13 protein-coding genes are annotated in these 14,133 nt (G+C 65.8%); 4 read left to right on the forward strand and 9 right to left on the reverse strand.

Annotated elements, in window-relative coordinates; translation table 11 throughout:
* Positions 1-77: 77 nt before the first annotated feature.
* Entirely contained in the window at positions 78-809 is a 732-nt protein-coding gene (locus AC1DDG_RS19290) for a DUF72 domain-containing protein (RefSeq protein WP_230120914.1), read from the reverse strand.
* Between the two features lie 130 nt (positions 810-939).
* A complete protein-coding gene (locus tag AC1DDG_RS19295) occupies positions 940-1,674 on the reverse strand; it encodes a GAF and ANTAR domain-containing protein (RefSeq protein WP_230120912.1) in 735 nt (244 codons plus the stop codon).
* A 144-nt stretch (positions 1,675-1,818) separates the two neighbouring features.
* On the opposite strand from AC1DDG_RS19295, the gene AC1DDG_RS19300 reads away from it, so the two are divergent.
* The gene (locus tag AC1DDG_RS19300; RefSeq protein ID WP_230120910.1) at positions 1,819-3,627 is read left to right on the forward strand and encodes a glycoside hydrolase family 15 protein; all 1,809 of its coding nucleotides are present in this window, start codon (positions 1,819-1,821) and stop codon (positions 3,625-3,627) included.
* 91 nt (positions 3,628-3,718) lie between these two features.
* Entirely contained in the window at positions 3,719-4,441 is a 723-nt protein-coding gene (locus AC1DDG_RS19305) for an HAD family hydrolase (RefSeq protein WP_476877321.1), read from the forward strand.
* Positions 4,442-4,470: 29 nt separating this feature from the next.
* On the opposite strand, the gene AC1DDG_RS19310 is transcribed toward AC1DDG_RS19305, so the two are convergent.
* Positions 4,471-4,743, reverse strand: a complete 273-nt coding sequence (locus tag AC1DDG_RS19310) for a hypothetical protein (protein ID WP_230120907.1) — start codon at positions 4,741-4,743, stop codon at positions 4,471-4,473.
* Positions 4,744-4,938: 195 nt separating this feature from the next.
* Between AC1DDG_RS19310 and AC1DDG_RS19315 the strand changes: the two genes are divergently transcribed.
* A complete protein-coding gene (locus AC1DDG_RS19315; protein ID WP_230120905.1) occupies positions 4,939-6,114 on the forward strand; it encodes a zinc-dependent alcohol dehydrogenase in 1,176 nt (391 codons plus the stop codon).
* A gap of 102 nt (positions 6,115-6,216) precedes the next feature.
* Here AC1DDG_RS19315 and AC1DDG_RS19320 read toward each other — a convergent pair whose 3' ends face one another.
* The 6 genes from AC1DDG_RS19320 to AC1DDG_RS19345 form a co-directional block, all read right to left on the reverse strand.
* Entirely contained in the window at positions 6,217-6,573 is a 357-nt protein-coding gene (locus tag AC1DDG_RS19320) for a VOC family protein (RefSeq protein ID WP_230120903.1), read from the reverse strand.
* A 58-nt stretch (positions 6,574-6,631) separates the two neighbouring features.
* Positions 6,632-7,789, reverse strand: a complete 1,158-nt coding sequence (locus tag AC1DDG_RS19325; protein WP_476877322.1) for a serine hydrolase domain-containing protein — start codon at positions 7,787-7,789, stop codon at positions 6,632-6,634.
* A 132-nt stretch (positions 7,790-7,921) separates the two neighbouring features.
* Complete coding sequence (locus tag AC1DDG_RS19330) at positions 7,922-8,734, reverse strand: bifunctional allantoicase/(S)-ureidoglycine aminohydrolase (protein ID WP_476877323.1); 813 nt, start codon at positions 8,732-8,734, stop codon at positions 7,922-7,924.
* 10 nt (positions 8,735-8,744) lie between these two features.
* On the reverse strand, positions 8,745-10,019 hold the full coding sequence (locus AC1DDG_RS19335; protein WP_476877324.1) for a DUF6986 family protein: 1,275 nt from the start codon (positions 10,017-10,019) through the stop codon (positions 8,745-8,747).
* Between the two features lie 3 nt (positions 10,020-10,022).
* A complete protein-coding gene (gene aceB, locus AC1DDG_RS19340) occupies positions 10,023-11,621 on the reverse strand; it encodes a malate synthase A (protein ID WP_476877325.1) in 1,599 nt (532 codons plus the stop codon).
* Positions 11,622-11,646: 25 nt separating this feature from the next.
* The gene (locus AC1DDG_RS19345; protein ID WP_476877326.1) at positions 11,647-13,122 is read right to left on the reverse strand and encodes an NAD-dependent malic enzyme; all 1,476 of its coding nucleotides are present in this window, start codon (positions 13,120-13,122) and stop codon (positions 11,647-11,649) included.
* A gap of 210 nt (positions 13,123-13,332) precedes the next feature.
* Here AC1DDG_RS19345 and AC1DDG_RS19350 point away from each other — a divergent pair, with 210 nt between their 5' ends.
* On the forward strand, positions 13,333-14,088 hold the full coding sequence (locus tag AC1DDG_RS19350; RefSeq protein ID WP_230121477.1) for an IclR family transcriptional regulator: 756 nt from the start codon (positions 13,333-13,335) through the stop codon (positions 14,086-14,088).
* Positions 14,089-14,133 lie beyond the last annotated feature (45 nt).

The following is a 14,133-nucleotide window of genomic DNA, read 5'->3' on the forward strand; positions in this document are numbered from 1 at the left end:
CCACAGGCCGGGGCCGCCGGGCCGGTTACCGGGCTCTGTTACCTGCCGCCGGCACGGCGCGCGCCGCCCTAACGCCGTTAACCGTCCCTCAGCAGCCACCGCAGAGTGTCAGCGTTCCGCACCGCGTTGCCGCCGCCGTCGTTGTTGAAATAGGCGTAAACGTCCTTGCCCGCGCCGCGCCACTCCCGGATCCTCTCCGCCCACCAGCGCAACTCCTCCTCCGAGTACGAGCCGCCGTACAGGTGCTGGTGGTCCGGCCCGTGCAGCCTGACATAGACGAAGGGTGCGGTGGCCCTCAAGATGCATGGCAGATTGGCTCCGCTCATGACGCAGTAGGCCGCGTTGTGCCGCTCCAGCAGGGCGTAGACATCCGGGTGGTCCCAGCTCGGATGCCGGAACTCCACGGACACCCGGATCCAGTCCGGCAGGGCGCCCAGAAAGTAGTCCAACCGGGCGTCGTCACGCGCCAGGCCGGGCGGCAGCTGGACCAGCAGCACGGCGCGCTTCTCACCGAGCTCGTGCCAGGATCGGGCAATCCGCTCGATCCAGACCTCCGGGCTGTAGAGCTTCTTGCCGTGGGTCAGGCCGCGCGGGGCCTTGACGGACAACGCGAACCCGTCGGGCAGCCGCCGCCGCCAGCTGGCGAAGGACGTGTCCCTCGGCCAGCGGTAGAAGCTGGCGTTCAGTTCCACGGTGCCGAAGCACGCCACGTAGTGCTGCAGCCTGTCACGGGCGGGAAGTCCCGGCGGGTAAAGCACGTTTTCCCAGTGGTCATAGCTCCAGCCCGAGGTGCCGATGTGCACTGTCATTCGTCTATTCCGTCGACGCCGTAGCCGATGTGGCCGGCACCGAAGCCACGCAGGAAACAGGGGGCAGGGTAGAGTTAAATGACAGTTTCAGCATGTCAGGAGACTATCCGCTGAGGCTGGTCGGAGGTAATCAATCGAAGTGCGTGGTCAGGCTTCCGCCGCCGGCGGACTCCACGATCGCGGCGGCCACATCGCGGAGTTTCAAGTTGCGGTTGCTGGAGGCCGACTTAATCAGCTTGATGGCCTCCTCCTGGCTGCAGCGGTTCTGCGCGATGATGATGCCCACCGCGGTGTCGATGATGGTCCGCGACTCCATCGCCGCCTTCAGGTTCGAGGCGGTGTCGCTGTGCTTTGCCAGCAGGATGGAGAGCTGGAGTCCCTTCGATGCCTGGCGGACGTAGGTGACTGCGTGCTCGATCGCGGCGGCATCGAAAGCGTTCGGCTTATCGGAGTAGAGGTTGAGGCCGGCGCGGGCATTATCTCCGGGCAGGTCAAACGGCACCGCCAGAACGGAGCGCATGCCGTTCCGGAGGATGGTCTCGTTGTATTCAGGGAATTCCGTATCCAGCTTGAAATCCGGAACATGGACCAGGACGCCTTCCCGGCACGAGCGAAGGCAGGGTCCGTCGCCGAACTGGTACTGGATCTCGTCGACCGCCTGGGCCCGCTCACTGCTGCTGGCCACAGTGCCCGCTGTGCGGTTCCGCAGAAGCGTAATTCCGCAGTGCACATGGCCGCGCGGTCCTGACAGTTGCTCGGAGGAGTAACGGGCCAGCTCGTTCAGGAAATTTCCGACGTCCTGGGTGTCCAGCAGGAGATCCTGGACGTAGCCCACCACATCGGTCTCGTTCAGGCGACTGTCCAAAGAAGGCTCCAGTTCTGCTCTGTCGTTCGGCGGGGCCGTCACGAAAGGTTCGAAGGTCAGGTTCCGGGGGTGCTGCTTCAGCTAACCTCAGGCTACACCCGGCGTGCCCTCGTGCGGACGTGTCAGCTGTGGCACTGTAAGGGCATGGTACGCATCGAGGATTATGCGGTTGTGGGCGATCTGCACACCGCGGCGTTGGTCAGCACTGAAGGTTCCATCGACTGGCTTTGCCTGCCGCGCTTCGATTCGCCGGCGTGCTTCAATGCGCTGCTGGATACCCCCGAGTCCGGACGCTGGCGGATCGCTCCGGCAGGCGCAGGGGAATGCACCCGGCGACGTTACCGCCGCCACACACTGATCCTGGAAACCGAATGGGAAACAGAGGATGGCGCCGTCCGGGTCATCGACTTCATGCCTCCGCGCGACGAGGTGGCGGACATCGTCAGGATCGTGGTGGGGCTCCACGGCCATGTCAGGATGAAGGGCGAGCTTGCCCTGCGCTTCGACTACGGCCACATCATGCCCTGGGTCCGGCGGGACAGCCACGGCCTGCATGCTATCGCCGGGCCGGATTCGGCCTACCTGGTGACCACCGCGCCGCTTCGGGGCGAACACATGCACACCGTCAGCGACTTCACCGTGAAAGCCGGCGAGCGGGTGCCCTTCGTGCTGACCTGGGCGCCCAGCCATGTCCACAGGCCGCGATCGGTGGACGCGGAGAAAGTGCTGGAATCCACCGAAAAGTTCTGGCGCGAATGGGCCGGGCAGTGCAAGGTGACAGGTCCCTACAAGGATGCGGTGGAGCGTTCGCTGATTACCCTCAAGGCCCTCACCTACGCGCCGACCGGTGGCATCGTGGCTGCTGTGACCACGTCACTGCCGGAACAGCTGGGGGGTCCGCGGAACTGGGATTACCGGTTTTGCTGGCTCCGCGATGCCACCCTGACACTGCAGGCACTGCTGGCCGCGGGCTACACCGCCGAGGCCGCCGCCTGGCGGGACTGGCTGCTGCGCGCCGTGGCCGGGGATCCGGCGGACCTGCAGATCATGTACGGGATCCACGGGGAACGCCGGCTGCCCGAGATGGAGCTCCCGTGGCTGGCCGGCTACGAGAACTCGTCGCCGGTGAGAGTGGGCAACGGTGCAGCGGGCCAGCTGCAGCTGGACGTCTGGGGCGAAGTGCTGGACTGTCTCTCACTCACCCGGAACTCGCTGCTCAAGCACACGGACGAGGCCTGGGACGTGCAGGTGGCGCTCATGGAGTATCTGGAAGGCGCGTGGGACCAGCCGGACAACGGGCTGTGGGAAATGCGAGGGCCCAAGCGCCATTTCACGCACTCGAAGGTGATGGCCTGGGTAGCGGCGGACAGGATGGTCAAGGGCGTCAGGGACTCCGGGCTCCCCGGGCCTGCCGACCGCTGGGAGGAGCTGCGGGAGACCATCCGCGACGATGTCATGGCCCACGGGTACGACCCGGAGCGGAACACCTTCACCCAGTCCTACGGCCGCCCGGAACTGGATGCCAGCCTGCTGCTCATCCCGCGCGTAGGGTTCCTGCCGCCGGATGATCCCCGCGTCATAGGCACCATCGACGCCATCCAGCGGGAGCTGACCGAGGACGGATTTGTGCTGAGGTACCGGCCCCAGGACAGCGACGACGGCCTGCCGGGGGAGGAAGGTGTCTTTCTTGCCTGCTCCTTCTGGATGGTGGAGGCGCTGCTCGGCGCCGGCAGGCGCCGGCAGGCCACCGAACTGTTTGAGCGCCTCCTTGCGCTGCGGAACGACGTCGGTCTCCTGAGCGAGGAGTGGGGTGTCCAGAGTGCGCGGCACCTGGGAAACACGCCGCAGGCATTCAGCCACTTCGCCCTCGTGACGAGCGCCTTGGAACTTCATCAGCAACGGGCGCGGCGAAGTGATAAGCCCCTGCCATCGAGGGCGGGAACGGCTTCATAGGTGCCGTCCATTCCCCGCTTCGCTCAGCCAGCCGGACGTCAATAAGTATACTTACTAATGACTTGGTGAATTATGGAGAAGGAGCGGTGGAATGGCTGGAATATTTGGTCCCGGGACGCCGGCCGGCAGCGCCGCCGGCCCGCGCCGCAAAGCAGTCCTGTTTGATGTTGACGGGACCCTGATCGACTCTGCCTACATACACACGCTCGCCTGGTGGCAGGCGTTCCGCCAGTCGGACTTCGACGTGCCCATGGCGCAGATCCACCGTTGCGTGGGGATGGGCGGTGCCCGGCTGGTGGACCACCTGCTGCCGGAAGGGCGTGACAAGGCCGGGGACGAAGAAATTCTTTCGGCCCACTCCGGGATTTTCGGCACTTACTGGCCGTCCCTGCGCCCCTTCGATGGAGCCCGGGAACTCCTCGCCCAGTGCTGCGAGAGCGGCCTGGCTGTGGCGCTGGCGTCCTCGGCCAAGGATCAGGACCTCAAGGCCCTCCGCTCCAGCCTGTCCGCCGATGCCTTCATTCATGCGGCAACGAGCGCCAACGATGCCGAGGAGAGCAAGCCCGAGCCGGACATCCTCATCGCCGCACTGCGCGCCGTAGGGCTGGAGGCGGACAACGCCGTCTACGTCGGGGACGCCGTCTGGGACGTCTATGCGGCGGCCAGGCTTGGCATGCCCACCATCGGCCTGACCTCCGGCGGGACCAGTGAGGCCGAGTTGCGAGAGGCGGGCGCCGTCGACGTGTACTCGGGTCCCCGGGAACTGCTGGACCACCTCAGTGACAGTGCGATCGGGAGGCTCCTCGCCGGTTAACGAGCCAGCCTGCGCGCGGGCTACCGGACCTACAAGGTGGCCGGGCCGGTTGTGGACTCGGTGGCCGCAGGGTCGCCGGCCCCCGGTTCGTCAGCGTAGTCGCCCCTGTTCCACGCCACCGAAACCGCAACTGAACCGTCGTCGTTCCTGACCACTTCGGTGACCACCTCCGCAACAGCCGCCCCCATGGCCAGAATCTTTGCCCGGTAGGTGGTGACCAGCTCCTCAAGGCTGGCCTCCGTCCATTCGCCCGGACGTATCCGGGTGGAAATCTCCACGGGTTCGGGCTGGTACAGCGTCATGATGATGCCTTTCCTTGGGGGGCAGCGACAGTTCCTACGCTAGGAGCCTTCGCTGGCCGAAACAAGCGAAAAAGCAAGCTGGCTTACTTTTACAACAGGGCCGGGCCGGAAGTTGATAAGCATACTGATCTTCCCATCGCGACGGATCGGCGATACGGTCGAAAAAGCCCATCTTCAGCTTAAGGAAGGAACGCCATGAAGGCACTGACCTGGCAAGGCAAGCGCTCAGTGAGTGTGGAAGAAGTTCCGGACCCCGTGATCCAGGAGCCTACGGACGCCATCATCAGGATCACTTCCACCGCGATCTGCGGCTCGGACCTCCACCTCTATGAGGTACTGGGACCCTATATGCACAAGGGGGACGTGCTGGGCCACGAGCCCATGGGAATCGTGGAGGAGGTGGGGAGCGCCGTCACTAACCTCGCCAAGGGCGACCGGGTGGTGATTCCGTTCAACATCTCCTGCGGGCACTGCTACATGTGCAGCCAGGGGCTCCAGTCGCAGTGTGAGACCACCCAAGTCAGGGAGAAGCGTTCCGGGGCCGCACTGTTTGGCTTTTCCGAACTCTATGGGTCGGTCCCGGGCGGCCAGGCCGAGTTCCTGCGCGTACCGTACGCCGACTATGGCCCGGTTAAGGTGGGCCAGGAACTCCCGGATGACCGCTACCTGTTCCTTTCTGACATCCTTCCCACGGCCTGGCAGGGTGTGAAGTATGCGGACGTCCAGGACGGCGGCACCCTCGCGGTGTTCGGGCTCGGACCCGTGGGGCAGTTCGCCTCGCGGATCGGCACGCACCTGGGACTGAGGGTGGTCGGAGTGGACCCCGTCCCGGAGCGGCGCGAGATGGCGGCGCGGCACGGCGTCGAGGTCCTGGACTATTCCAAGGGCGTGGCTGATGAACTGCGGGAAATGACCGGCGGCCGCGGACCCGATGGGATTGTGGACGCGGTCGGCATGGAAGCCCACGGCTCGCCAGTCGCCGCGTTCGCCCACCACGCGCTCGCGCTCCTGCCGGACAAAGTGGCACAAAAGGCCATGGAAACCGCCGGCGTGGACCGCCTCGCGGTCCTGCACACGGCCATTGATTCGGTCCGCCGGGGCGGGACGCTCTCCCTGAGCGGCGTCTACGGCGGAACTGCCAGCCCCATGCCGCTGCTGACCATGTTCGACAAGCAGATCCAGCTCCGGATGGGCCAGTGCAACGTCCGCCGCTGGACGGATGAGCTGCTTCCGCTGGTGGAGGACGACGCCGATCCGCTGGGTGTCACGGATCTGGTCACCCACCGCGCGGGGCTGGCCGAGGCGCCGGCGCTTTATGAAAAGTTCCAGAAGAAAGAGGACGGCTGCATCAAGGTGGTCCTCCAGCCCTAGAGGGCAACGGTTACCCGGCCTTCAGCAGCGAGGGCCGGAAAGCGGCTGGCGGGAGACAGCTTCTCCCGCCAGCCGTTGCTTGACGTGCGAAGCTATCGGGCCTCAGGCTCCGGCGTCCACGACGCAGAAGCGGTTTCCGTCCGGGTCTTCCAGGACGATGAAGTCGGGGTCCTCCGGGTACAGGTCCCAGTCCACCTGCGAGGCGCCGAGTTCCACGAGCCGCTCCACCTCCCCCGCCTGGTCGTCGGCGTAGAGATCCAGGTGCATACGCGGGTGCGGTTGCACGGGCGTCTCGCTGATCATGAGGGCAAGGCGGGCTCCCTCACCTGTCCGCGGGACCAGCACCACCCAGGTTTCGTCGCCGTCGTCCCGCGGCACATAGCCCAGAGCATCACACCAGAAGGCTGTGGCGCGGGCGACGTCATTGACCCCGAGGACAGTCGTACCGATCGTCAGCATGCCTTCATGCTTCCGCGCGGCTGTTCGCGACGCAAGGGGTGCTCTTGGCTTGGCGGGGTCAACACCATTGGTTCAGCAGTTGCTCAGCCAGATCAACCATCTCGGGCACCAGCGGGTGGAGGAAGGCCACGAACGGCGACGGCGGATAGGTCATCGCCATGGTGACCTGCCGCTTTCCGTCGGCGCTGGTCATCGAGACCATCCCGTAGCCCTGCACGTCACCGATGTTGCCGTAGTAGAAGTCGTTGGTGCAGGTGTCGTTCCAGCGTGCCAGGCCGAGTTTGAAGTTGGAGTAAACCGCTTCCTTCATCTGCGAAAGGGTGGACTGCTTCAGCAGCTTCCCCTGAAGCAGCGCCGAGTAATAGGTATTGGCGTCCCGGACGGTGGAAACCATGCCGCCAGGAGCATCGATATACACCCTGGGATAGGCGACGTCGAACTGTTTGTCCTCAACAGTGATGTAGCCGTGCAGCAGTTCGTCTTTCGGACGCCCTTCGGCGGTCATGAAGGTCTCCGTGAGCCCGAGCGGTTCGATGATGTCTGACCGCAGGACCTCGGCGAAGGGACGACCCCGGAGCCGTTCAATGATCAAAGCGAGTGCGACCAAGTTCGAGCCGGAAGGCTCGAAGGGCTGGGCGAGTTTGTACTTCCACGGAAGGCGGGCGGCGAGGGCCAAACGCTCTCGCAGGGTCAAAGGTGAGTTGAATACCTGCCGGAGCGGGCCGGACGTCCACAGGACGTCCCCGTAGTCCGGAATGCCCGATTCCTGGTTGAGAAGTCTGCGCACGGTAATGGGCTCCGGCGGCTTCAGAATGCGGCTGAACCCGGGGAAATAGTCGTCCACCTGGCCGTCGAGGGCGATCCGGCCTTCCTCCGCGAGCTTCAGCACGGAGACAGCGATCATGGACGTCGTGAGCCCGCCCATGTGGATCGGATCGTTGAGTTGCACAGGCTGCCTGCCGCCGAGGGTCCGGACTCCCTCCGCGTGAGTCCACTCCGCGCCGTTGTTCCTGGCCTGGACAAGAACGGCCGGAGCCCCCTCTTCCCGCATGGTCTGGCTGAAATCGAGCAGGTCAGCGAATACCCAGCTTGGCGGTGTCTGCTGGTCGGGCGGCTTGGGTGCCGGAGTGCAACCGCCGACTGTGGCGACCAGCAAGGCTGCGGCTGCCGGCGCGGCGAACCGCCGCAACCGGGCGCGAAGCCAAGGCCCTGCCATGCCATCAGGATACGCGCCAAGCCCCCGCAAGCGCCGCACCTAATTCGCCGGAAACGCGCGAGATCGCCGGGAGCCTGCGGCGAATTGGCAGGCTTCCGGCGATCCCGGCGTCGGCGTTAAGGACCGAACAACTTACGTCAGGCGGATCTGGCGGTTGACGTCCTTGTACAGCAGGTAGCGGAACTGGCCTGGGCCGCCTGCGTAGCAGGCCTGCGGGCAGAAGGCGCGCAGCCACATGAAGTCGCCTGCCTCCACTTCCACCCAGTCGTTGTTGAGCAGGTACATGGCCTTGCCCTCCAGGACGTACAGGCCGTGTTCCATGACGTGGGTTTCCGGGAACGGGATCACACCGCCCGGCTGGAACGTCACGATGTTCACGTGCATGTCATGCGCCAGGTCGTTGGGGTCCGCGAAGCGCGTGGTCTTCCAGACGCCGTCGGTATCGGGCATCGCGCCGGCTTCGACTTCCGCGTCACTGGTAACGAAGGACTTGGCCTCGTAACCCTCGAGCCTCTCGTAGGCCTTGCGGATCCAGTGGAAGGAAACGATGTCGTCCGAGACGTTTTCCAGTCCCCAGGTGGAACCGGCAGCCAGGTAGGCGTAGCCGCCCTCCTCAAGCTGGTGCAGTTCACCGTCGAGGGTCAGGTTGACCTTGCCCTTGGTGACGAAGACAACGCCTTCAACGCCTGCCTCGAACTCGGCCTTGGGAGCACTGCCGCCCGGGCCGATCTCGACGATCAGCTGCGAAAATGTGGTGGCAAAGCCGGAGATCGGGCGGGCAATGATCCAGGACCGTGTGTTGGAGAAACCAGGCAGGTTGCTGGTCACGATGTCGGTCATGACGCCTTTGGGGATGACCGTATAGGCCTCCGTGACGATGGCCCGTTCCGTGGTGAGGTGGGTCTGCGGCGGCAGGCCGCCCTGGGGGTAGTAGTACTTGCCCATCATTGGATCCTTACTTCGAAGTGGTGTGGGCCAGCCGCGGGTGCGCAAGGCCGGTCAGGTGGGGGATTCCGACGCCGGCAAGCGTCAGCACCTCGTCGGCGCCCACCGCTCCGCACTGGACGCCGCGCAGCACGAAAGCGGCGAGTGCACGGGCCGTGGCAGGCTCGTCCATCACCCCGCCCTCGGTGCGTTCAACGTAATTGCGCAGCCGGGCCGCCGCGGCGGGCAGCCCCTGGCGGTAGAACGCGTACGTGGCAGCGAACCGGCTGGGCAGCTGCGCCGGGTGCAGGTCCCAGCCCTGGTAGAAGCCGCGCTCAAGGGAACGCCGGACCAGCCGGCCGTGGAGCTGCCAGGCGTTTTCCACGTTGTCGCCCACGGGGATAATGTTGGTGGAGCCGTCCGAGAGCCGGATGCCGGTGCCTGCAACGGCCAGCTGCATGACTTCCTTGGCGAAGTCCGCCACGGGATGCTCCATGGACTGGTATTCGGCCGAGATCTGCAGCGACGCCGAGTAGTCGTACGTCCCGTAGTGCAGCCCGCTGATACGGCCGGGAACAGCATGGGGGAGCTGCGCCACCGGGGAGTTGCCCTCGGGGCCGAGGATCAGCTGCGGTGTTTCCACCTGCACCTCAAAACGCAGCCGGCCTGCCGGCAGCGAATGGACTTCCTCAAGCCGGGAGACAGCGAAGTCCATGGCCTGCACCTGGGCCACCGTGGTGACCTTGGGCAGGGTGAGGACCAGGCCCTCCGGAAGCTCGCCGGCGGAGGCCAGGCCGGACACGAACAGGTCGAGGGTCCGCAGGCCGCGGGCACGCGTGGGCGCCTCGAAGCATTTGAAGCGGATTCCGATGAACGGCGGCGCGGAGCCGGCCGCAACAGCGGCGGCCACGGCGGAAGCCGCGGCAACAGCGGCGGCGTCCTCGGCGTCGTCGCCCCGGTCCCCGAAGCCGTCCTCGAAGTCGAGCCGGAGGTCCTCGATCGGTTCGCTGCCGAGTTTTGCCTCCACCCGGGACGCAACAGCGTCAGCCAGTTCGCTGTCTTGGCCCAGCAGCGCTCCGAGCCGGGCGAGTCCGCCATGGGCGGCCGCCGTCGACAGCGCCTGGGCGCCCCAGTCGGCGGCGAGCGACGGCGTGAACCGGTCCGCCGGGACATAGACGGTGTGGACAGGCTGGCGCGAGCCGTCGTCGCCAGGGTAGTTCTGCTCCAGCAGCCGGTCAGTGGCCGCCAGCTGCGAATCGATCGCGGCAAGATCCGCAGCGCTGAGTGATGGTTCGGGTACCGCCATGCCTCAGCCCACCAGTTCGTAGGCCGGGGTGGTCAGGAAGTCCGTATAGTCCTCGGAGAGGCAGATGTCCGCGATCAGGCTGCTGGCGGGCTGGTAGTAGCGCTGGAACGCCTCCTCGCCCACCTCGCCGCGCAGCTTCTCTGTCTCCTCAGCAAGGATCTTTGTCACAAGCTCGCGCGTCACGGTGTTGCCGGTGTCTGCGAGCACCACCTCGTTGCGGATCTGCTGCCACACCTGCGAGCGGGAGATCTCCGCCGTGGCGGCATCTTCCATGAGGTTGTGGATGGCCACCGCTCCGTTGCCCGAGATCCACACGGCGGTGTAGGCCACGGCCACGTAGAGGTTCAGGCGCAGGCCCGCCTCGGTGACCTGGCCGTCCGCGGAAGCGATGTCGAGCAGCTGGCCCGCGGTCACGGAGACTTCCGGGCGCTGCTTGTCCAGCTGGTTGGGGCGCTCGCCGAGGACCGAATCGAACACTTCCTGGCAGACCGGGACCAGATCTGGGTGGGCCACCCAGGAGCCGTCGAAGCCGTCGTTCGCCTCGCGGGTCTTGTCCGCGCGGACCTTCTCGAAGGCCTGGGCGGTGACTTCAGGTTCGCGCCGGTTGGGGATGACCGCGGCCATCCCGCCCATGGCGAAGGCGCCGCGGTGGTGGCAGGTCTTGACCAGCAGTTCCGTGTAGGCGCGCATGAAGGGCGCGGTCATGGCCACGGTAGCGCGGTCCGGCAGCACGAAGCTGGCCCCGGCGTCGCGGAAGTACTTGATGATGCTGAAGAGGTAGTCCCAGCGGCCCGCGTTCAGGCCGGAGGCGTGGTCGCGGAGTTCGTAGAGGATCTCGTCCATCTCAAAGGCAGCCGGGATGGTTTCGATGAGCACGGTTGCGCGGATGGTGCCCTGGTTGAGGCCAAGGTAGTCCTGCGCGAAGACAAAGACCTCGTTCCACAGGCGCGCCTCGAGGTGGCTCTCCATCTTCGGCAGGTAGTAATAGGGGCCCTGGCCGTTGAGGACCAGCTGCTTGGCGACGTGGAAGAAGTGCAGGCCGAAGTCCACGAGGGCACCCACGGCGGGTTCGCCGTCGAGCAGGAGGTGCCGTTCCTCCATGTGCCAGCCGCGGGGGCGTGCCACCACGACGGCGAGCGGGGCGTCCGTGCGCAGCCTGTATTCCTTGCCCTCAGGGGAGGTGTAGCTCAGGGACCCCGTGGCGGCGTCCCGCAGGTTGAGGATGGCATCGATGACGTTGGCCCAGGTGGGCGTGCTGGCGTCCTCGAGGTCCGCGAGCCACACCTTGGCGCCGGAGTTCAGCGCGTTGATGGCCATCTTGGCAGGAGAGGCGGGCCCCGTCATTTCAACCCGGCGGTCCTGCAAAGCCGCCGGTGCCGGCGCAACCTTCCAGTCGCCGTCGCGCACGTCCTGGGTGTCCGGCAGGAAGTCAAGGCTGCCGGTCCTGGCCACATGCTCGCGCTTTGCGGTCCGGGCCTTGAGGAGCTCAGAGCGGGTACCGGCGAACCGCTTGTGCAGTTCCTCCACGAAAGCCAGGGCCTTGGGGGTGAGAATCTCCTCCGCGCGCTCGATCGGCCGGGGGTCTGTGACTGTGATAGCCATTGTTGGTCCTTTCCAGGGCTGCGAATCAGGCGTTGGCGAAGGCTGCTGCGTTTGCTGCAGCAGGTGCTGCTGCTTCTGTTGAGTCTTCCGCTGTTGCCGCTGCGATGCCAGTACCCGCTGCGGCGCGGGCCGCGTTTGCCACGGCCGCGGCGACGTCGGCGGCCACGTGGGGGTCGAAGACGCTGGGGATAATGTAGCTGGCGTTGAGCTCGTCGTCAGCAACACGGTTGGCGATCGCCTCGGCGGCGGCCACCAGCATCTCCGGGGTGATGTCCGATGCCCCCGCGTCCAGCAGGCCGCGGAAGAAGCCCGGGAATGCCAGGACGTTGTTGATCTGGTTCGGGAAATCGCTGCGTCCCGTGGCCACGACTGCCGCATGCTTGGACGCGATGGCAGGATCGATTTCCGGTGTGGGGTTGGCCATGGCGAATACGATCGCGTCCTTGGCCATCGAAGCGACCTGCTCCTCGCCGATCACGTGCGGGGCGCTGACGCCGATGAAAACATCTGCATCTTTGAGGGCCTCGTGCAGGGTTCCGGAGAATCCCTCTTCGTTGGTGTTGGCGGCAATCCAGCTGCGGTGCTCGTCGTTGTACCGCTCGCCGGAGTGGATGGCGCCGGAGCGGCCGGCAGCCACGATGTGGCGGGCGCCCTGGGCCTTGAGCAACTGGATGATGGCGGAGCCGGCGGCGCCCACGCCCGAGACGACGATCCGGACCTCGGAGAGCTTCTTGCCCACAACGCGCAGGGCATTGACGAGGGCGGCGAGCGTGACGATCGCCGTGCCGTGCTGGTCGTCATGGAAGACCGGGATGTCCAGTTCTTCACGCAGGCGGTTCTCGATCTCGAAGCAGCGCGGGGCCGCGATGTCTTCGAGGTTCACTCCGCCGTAGACGGGCGCGATCGCCTTGACGATCTTGATGATCTCCTCGGTGTCCTGGGTGTCCAGGCAGACCGGCCACGCGTCCACGTTGGCGAACTGCTTGAACAGGGCGGCCTTGCCTTCCATCACTGGAAGCGCGGCGGCCGGGCCGATGTTGCCGAGGCCCAGCACCGCCGAACCGTCGGTGACCACGGCGATGGTGTTCCGCTTGACCGTGAGGTTGCGGGCCGCTGACGGGTCCTCCGCAATGGCAAGGCAGACGCGGGCGACGCCGGGGGTGTAGGCGCGGGAGAGATCGTCGCGGTTGCGCAGGGCTACTTTGGGGACGACCTCAAGCTTGCCGCCGAGGTGCATGAGGAAGGTGCGGTCCGAGACGTTCCGGACCGTGACGCCGTCGAGCGCGTTGAGGGCGTCCTTGACGCGGTTGGCGTGGTCGTCGTCGGTGGTGTTGCAGGTGACGTCAACAACCAGGGTCTCGTGGTGGGATTCGGTGACGTCGAGGGCGGTGATGGCCGCGCCGGCCGCGCCCACGGCGGCTGCGAGTTCGCTGGTTGCCGTGAAGCTGGACGGTGCTTCCACGCGCAGGGTGATCGAGTTCCCGGGGCTGGGGTTCGCCATTGAATGTCCTCCTGGTTACGCCCATGCACTGGGCTGGCTTACGCCGCTAATGTTTTCGTATTATGGATATTATTATCTACGTTATGGAAACACAAGCCCTGCGGGGACATCGACGCGTACTCGGCCGTGCTGTATCTTGGGATTTCTAAGCAGTTCTTTTCACAATGCGGATAAGAGTTGTCGGAATCGAGCCCAGCAGGAGACGACGGAATGGCTGAAAAGGCCGCAGGAGGCGTGCAGTCTGTTGAGCGCGTCTTCGAACTATTGGAATTGATCACCGACGCCGGGGGGGATGTGACGCTCAGTGAGCTCTCTTCCTCCACCGACCTGCCCCTGCCGACGATCCACCGGCTTCTCCGGACGCTGGTCACGCTGGGCTACATCCGCCAGCTGCCGAACCGCCGCTACGCCCTCGGTCCGCGGCTGATCCGGCTCGGCGAAGGAGCCAACAAGCAGCTTGGCGCCCTGGCCCGTCCGCAGCTCAAGTCGCTCGTGGACCGGCTCGGCGAGACGTCAAACATGGCGGTGCTGGACTCGGACATGGTTATTTACGTGGCCCAGGTTCCGTCCCTGCACTCCATGCGCATGTTCACCGAGGTGGGCCGGCGCGCGCACACCCACGACACCGGCGTGGGCAAGGCCATCCTCGCGCAGCTGGACGACGAAGTGGTCCGCGGGATCGTGAGCCGGACCGGCATGCCGACACCCACGGCCAAGAGCATCGGCGACATCGATTCGCTCCTGGCCGACCTGGATCGGATCCGTGAGCGCGGGTACTCCATCGACGAGGAGGAGCAGGAGCTCGGCGTCCGTTGCTTCGCGATGGCCGTGCCCAACGCGCCCACGCCGACGGCCATCTCCGTCTCGGGCCCGGTGTCCCGCGTGGACCAGTCCTTCGCCGACCGCGCCGTGCCGCTGTTGCGCGAAGCGGCCCAGGCGATCTCGGACGAACTCAACCAAAACTGACCCGAGCGCGAACGAACACTTGGGGCCCAGTTTTCCACGGAGGGT

Source organism: Arthrobacter sp. 10L430, from assembly GCF_056395245.1.

Excerpts from the sequence above, each read along its gene's own strand:
- AC1DDG_RS19315 (WP_230120905.1), top strand. The coding sequence starts at position 4,939 with ATGAAGGCACTGACCTGGCAAGGCAAGCGCTCAGTGAGTGTGGAAGAA.
- AC1DDG_RS19335 (WP_476877324.1), bottom strand. The coding sequence starts at position 10,019 with ATGGCGGTACCCGAACCATCACTCAGCGCTGCGGATCTTGCCGCGATC.
- AC1DDG_RS19290 (WP_230120914.1), bottom strand. The coding sequence starts at position 809 with ATGACAGTGCACATCGGCACCTCGGGCTGGAGCTATGACCACTGGGAA.
- AC1DDG_RS19310 (WP_230120907.1), bottom strand. The coding sequence starts at position 4,743 with ATGACGCTGTACCAGCCCGAACCCGTGGAGATTTCCACCCGGATACGT.
- AC1DDG_RS19345 (WP_476877326.1), bottom strand. The coding sequence starts at position 13,122 with ATGGCGAACCCCAGCCCCGGGAACTCGATCACCCTGCGCGTGGAAGCA.
- AC1DDG_RS19320 (WP_230120903.1), bottom strand. The coding sequence starts at position 6,573 with ATGCTGACGATCGGTACGACTGTCCTCGGGGTCAATGACGTCGCCCGC.
- aceB (WP_476877325.1), bottom strand. The coding sequence starts at position 11,621 with ATGGCTATCACAGTCACAGACCCCCGGCCGATCGAGCGCGCGGAGGAG.
- AC1DDG_RS19350 (WP_230121477.1), top strand. The coding sequence starts at position 13,333 with ATGGCTGAAAAGGCCGCAGGAGGCGTGCAGTCTGTTGAGCGCGTCTTC.
- AC1DDG_RS19305 (WP_476877321.1), top strand. The coding sequence starts at position 3,719 with ATGGCTGGAATATTTGGTCCCGGGACGCCGGCCGGCAGCGCCGCCGGC.
- AC1DDG_RS19300 (WP_230120910.1), top strand. The coding sequence starts at position 1,819 with ATGGTACGCATCGAGGATTATGCGGTTGTGGGCGATCTGCACACCGCG.
- AC1DDG_RS19325 (WP_476877322.1), bottom strand. The coding sequence starts at position 7,789 with ATGGCAGGGCCTTGGCTTCGCGCCCGGTTGCGGCGGTTCGCCGCGCCG.
- AC1DDG_RS19330 (WP_476877323.1), bottom strand. The coding sequence starts at position 8,734 with ATGGGCAAGTACTACTACCCCCAGGGCGGCCTGCCGCCGCAGACCCAC.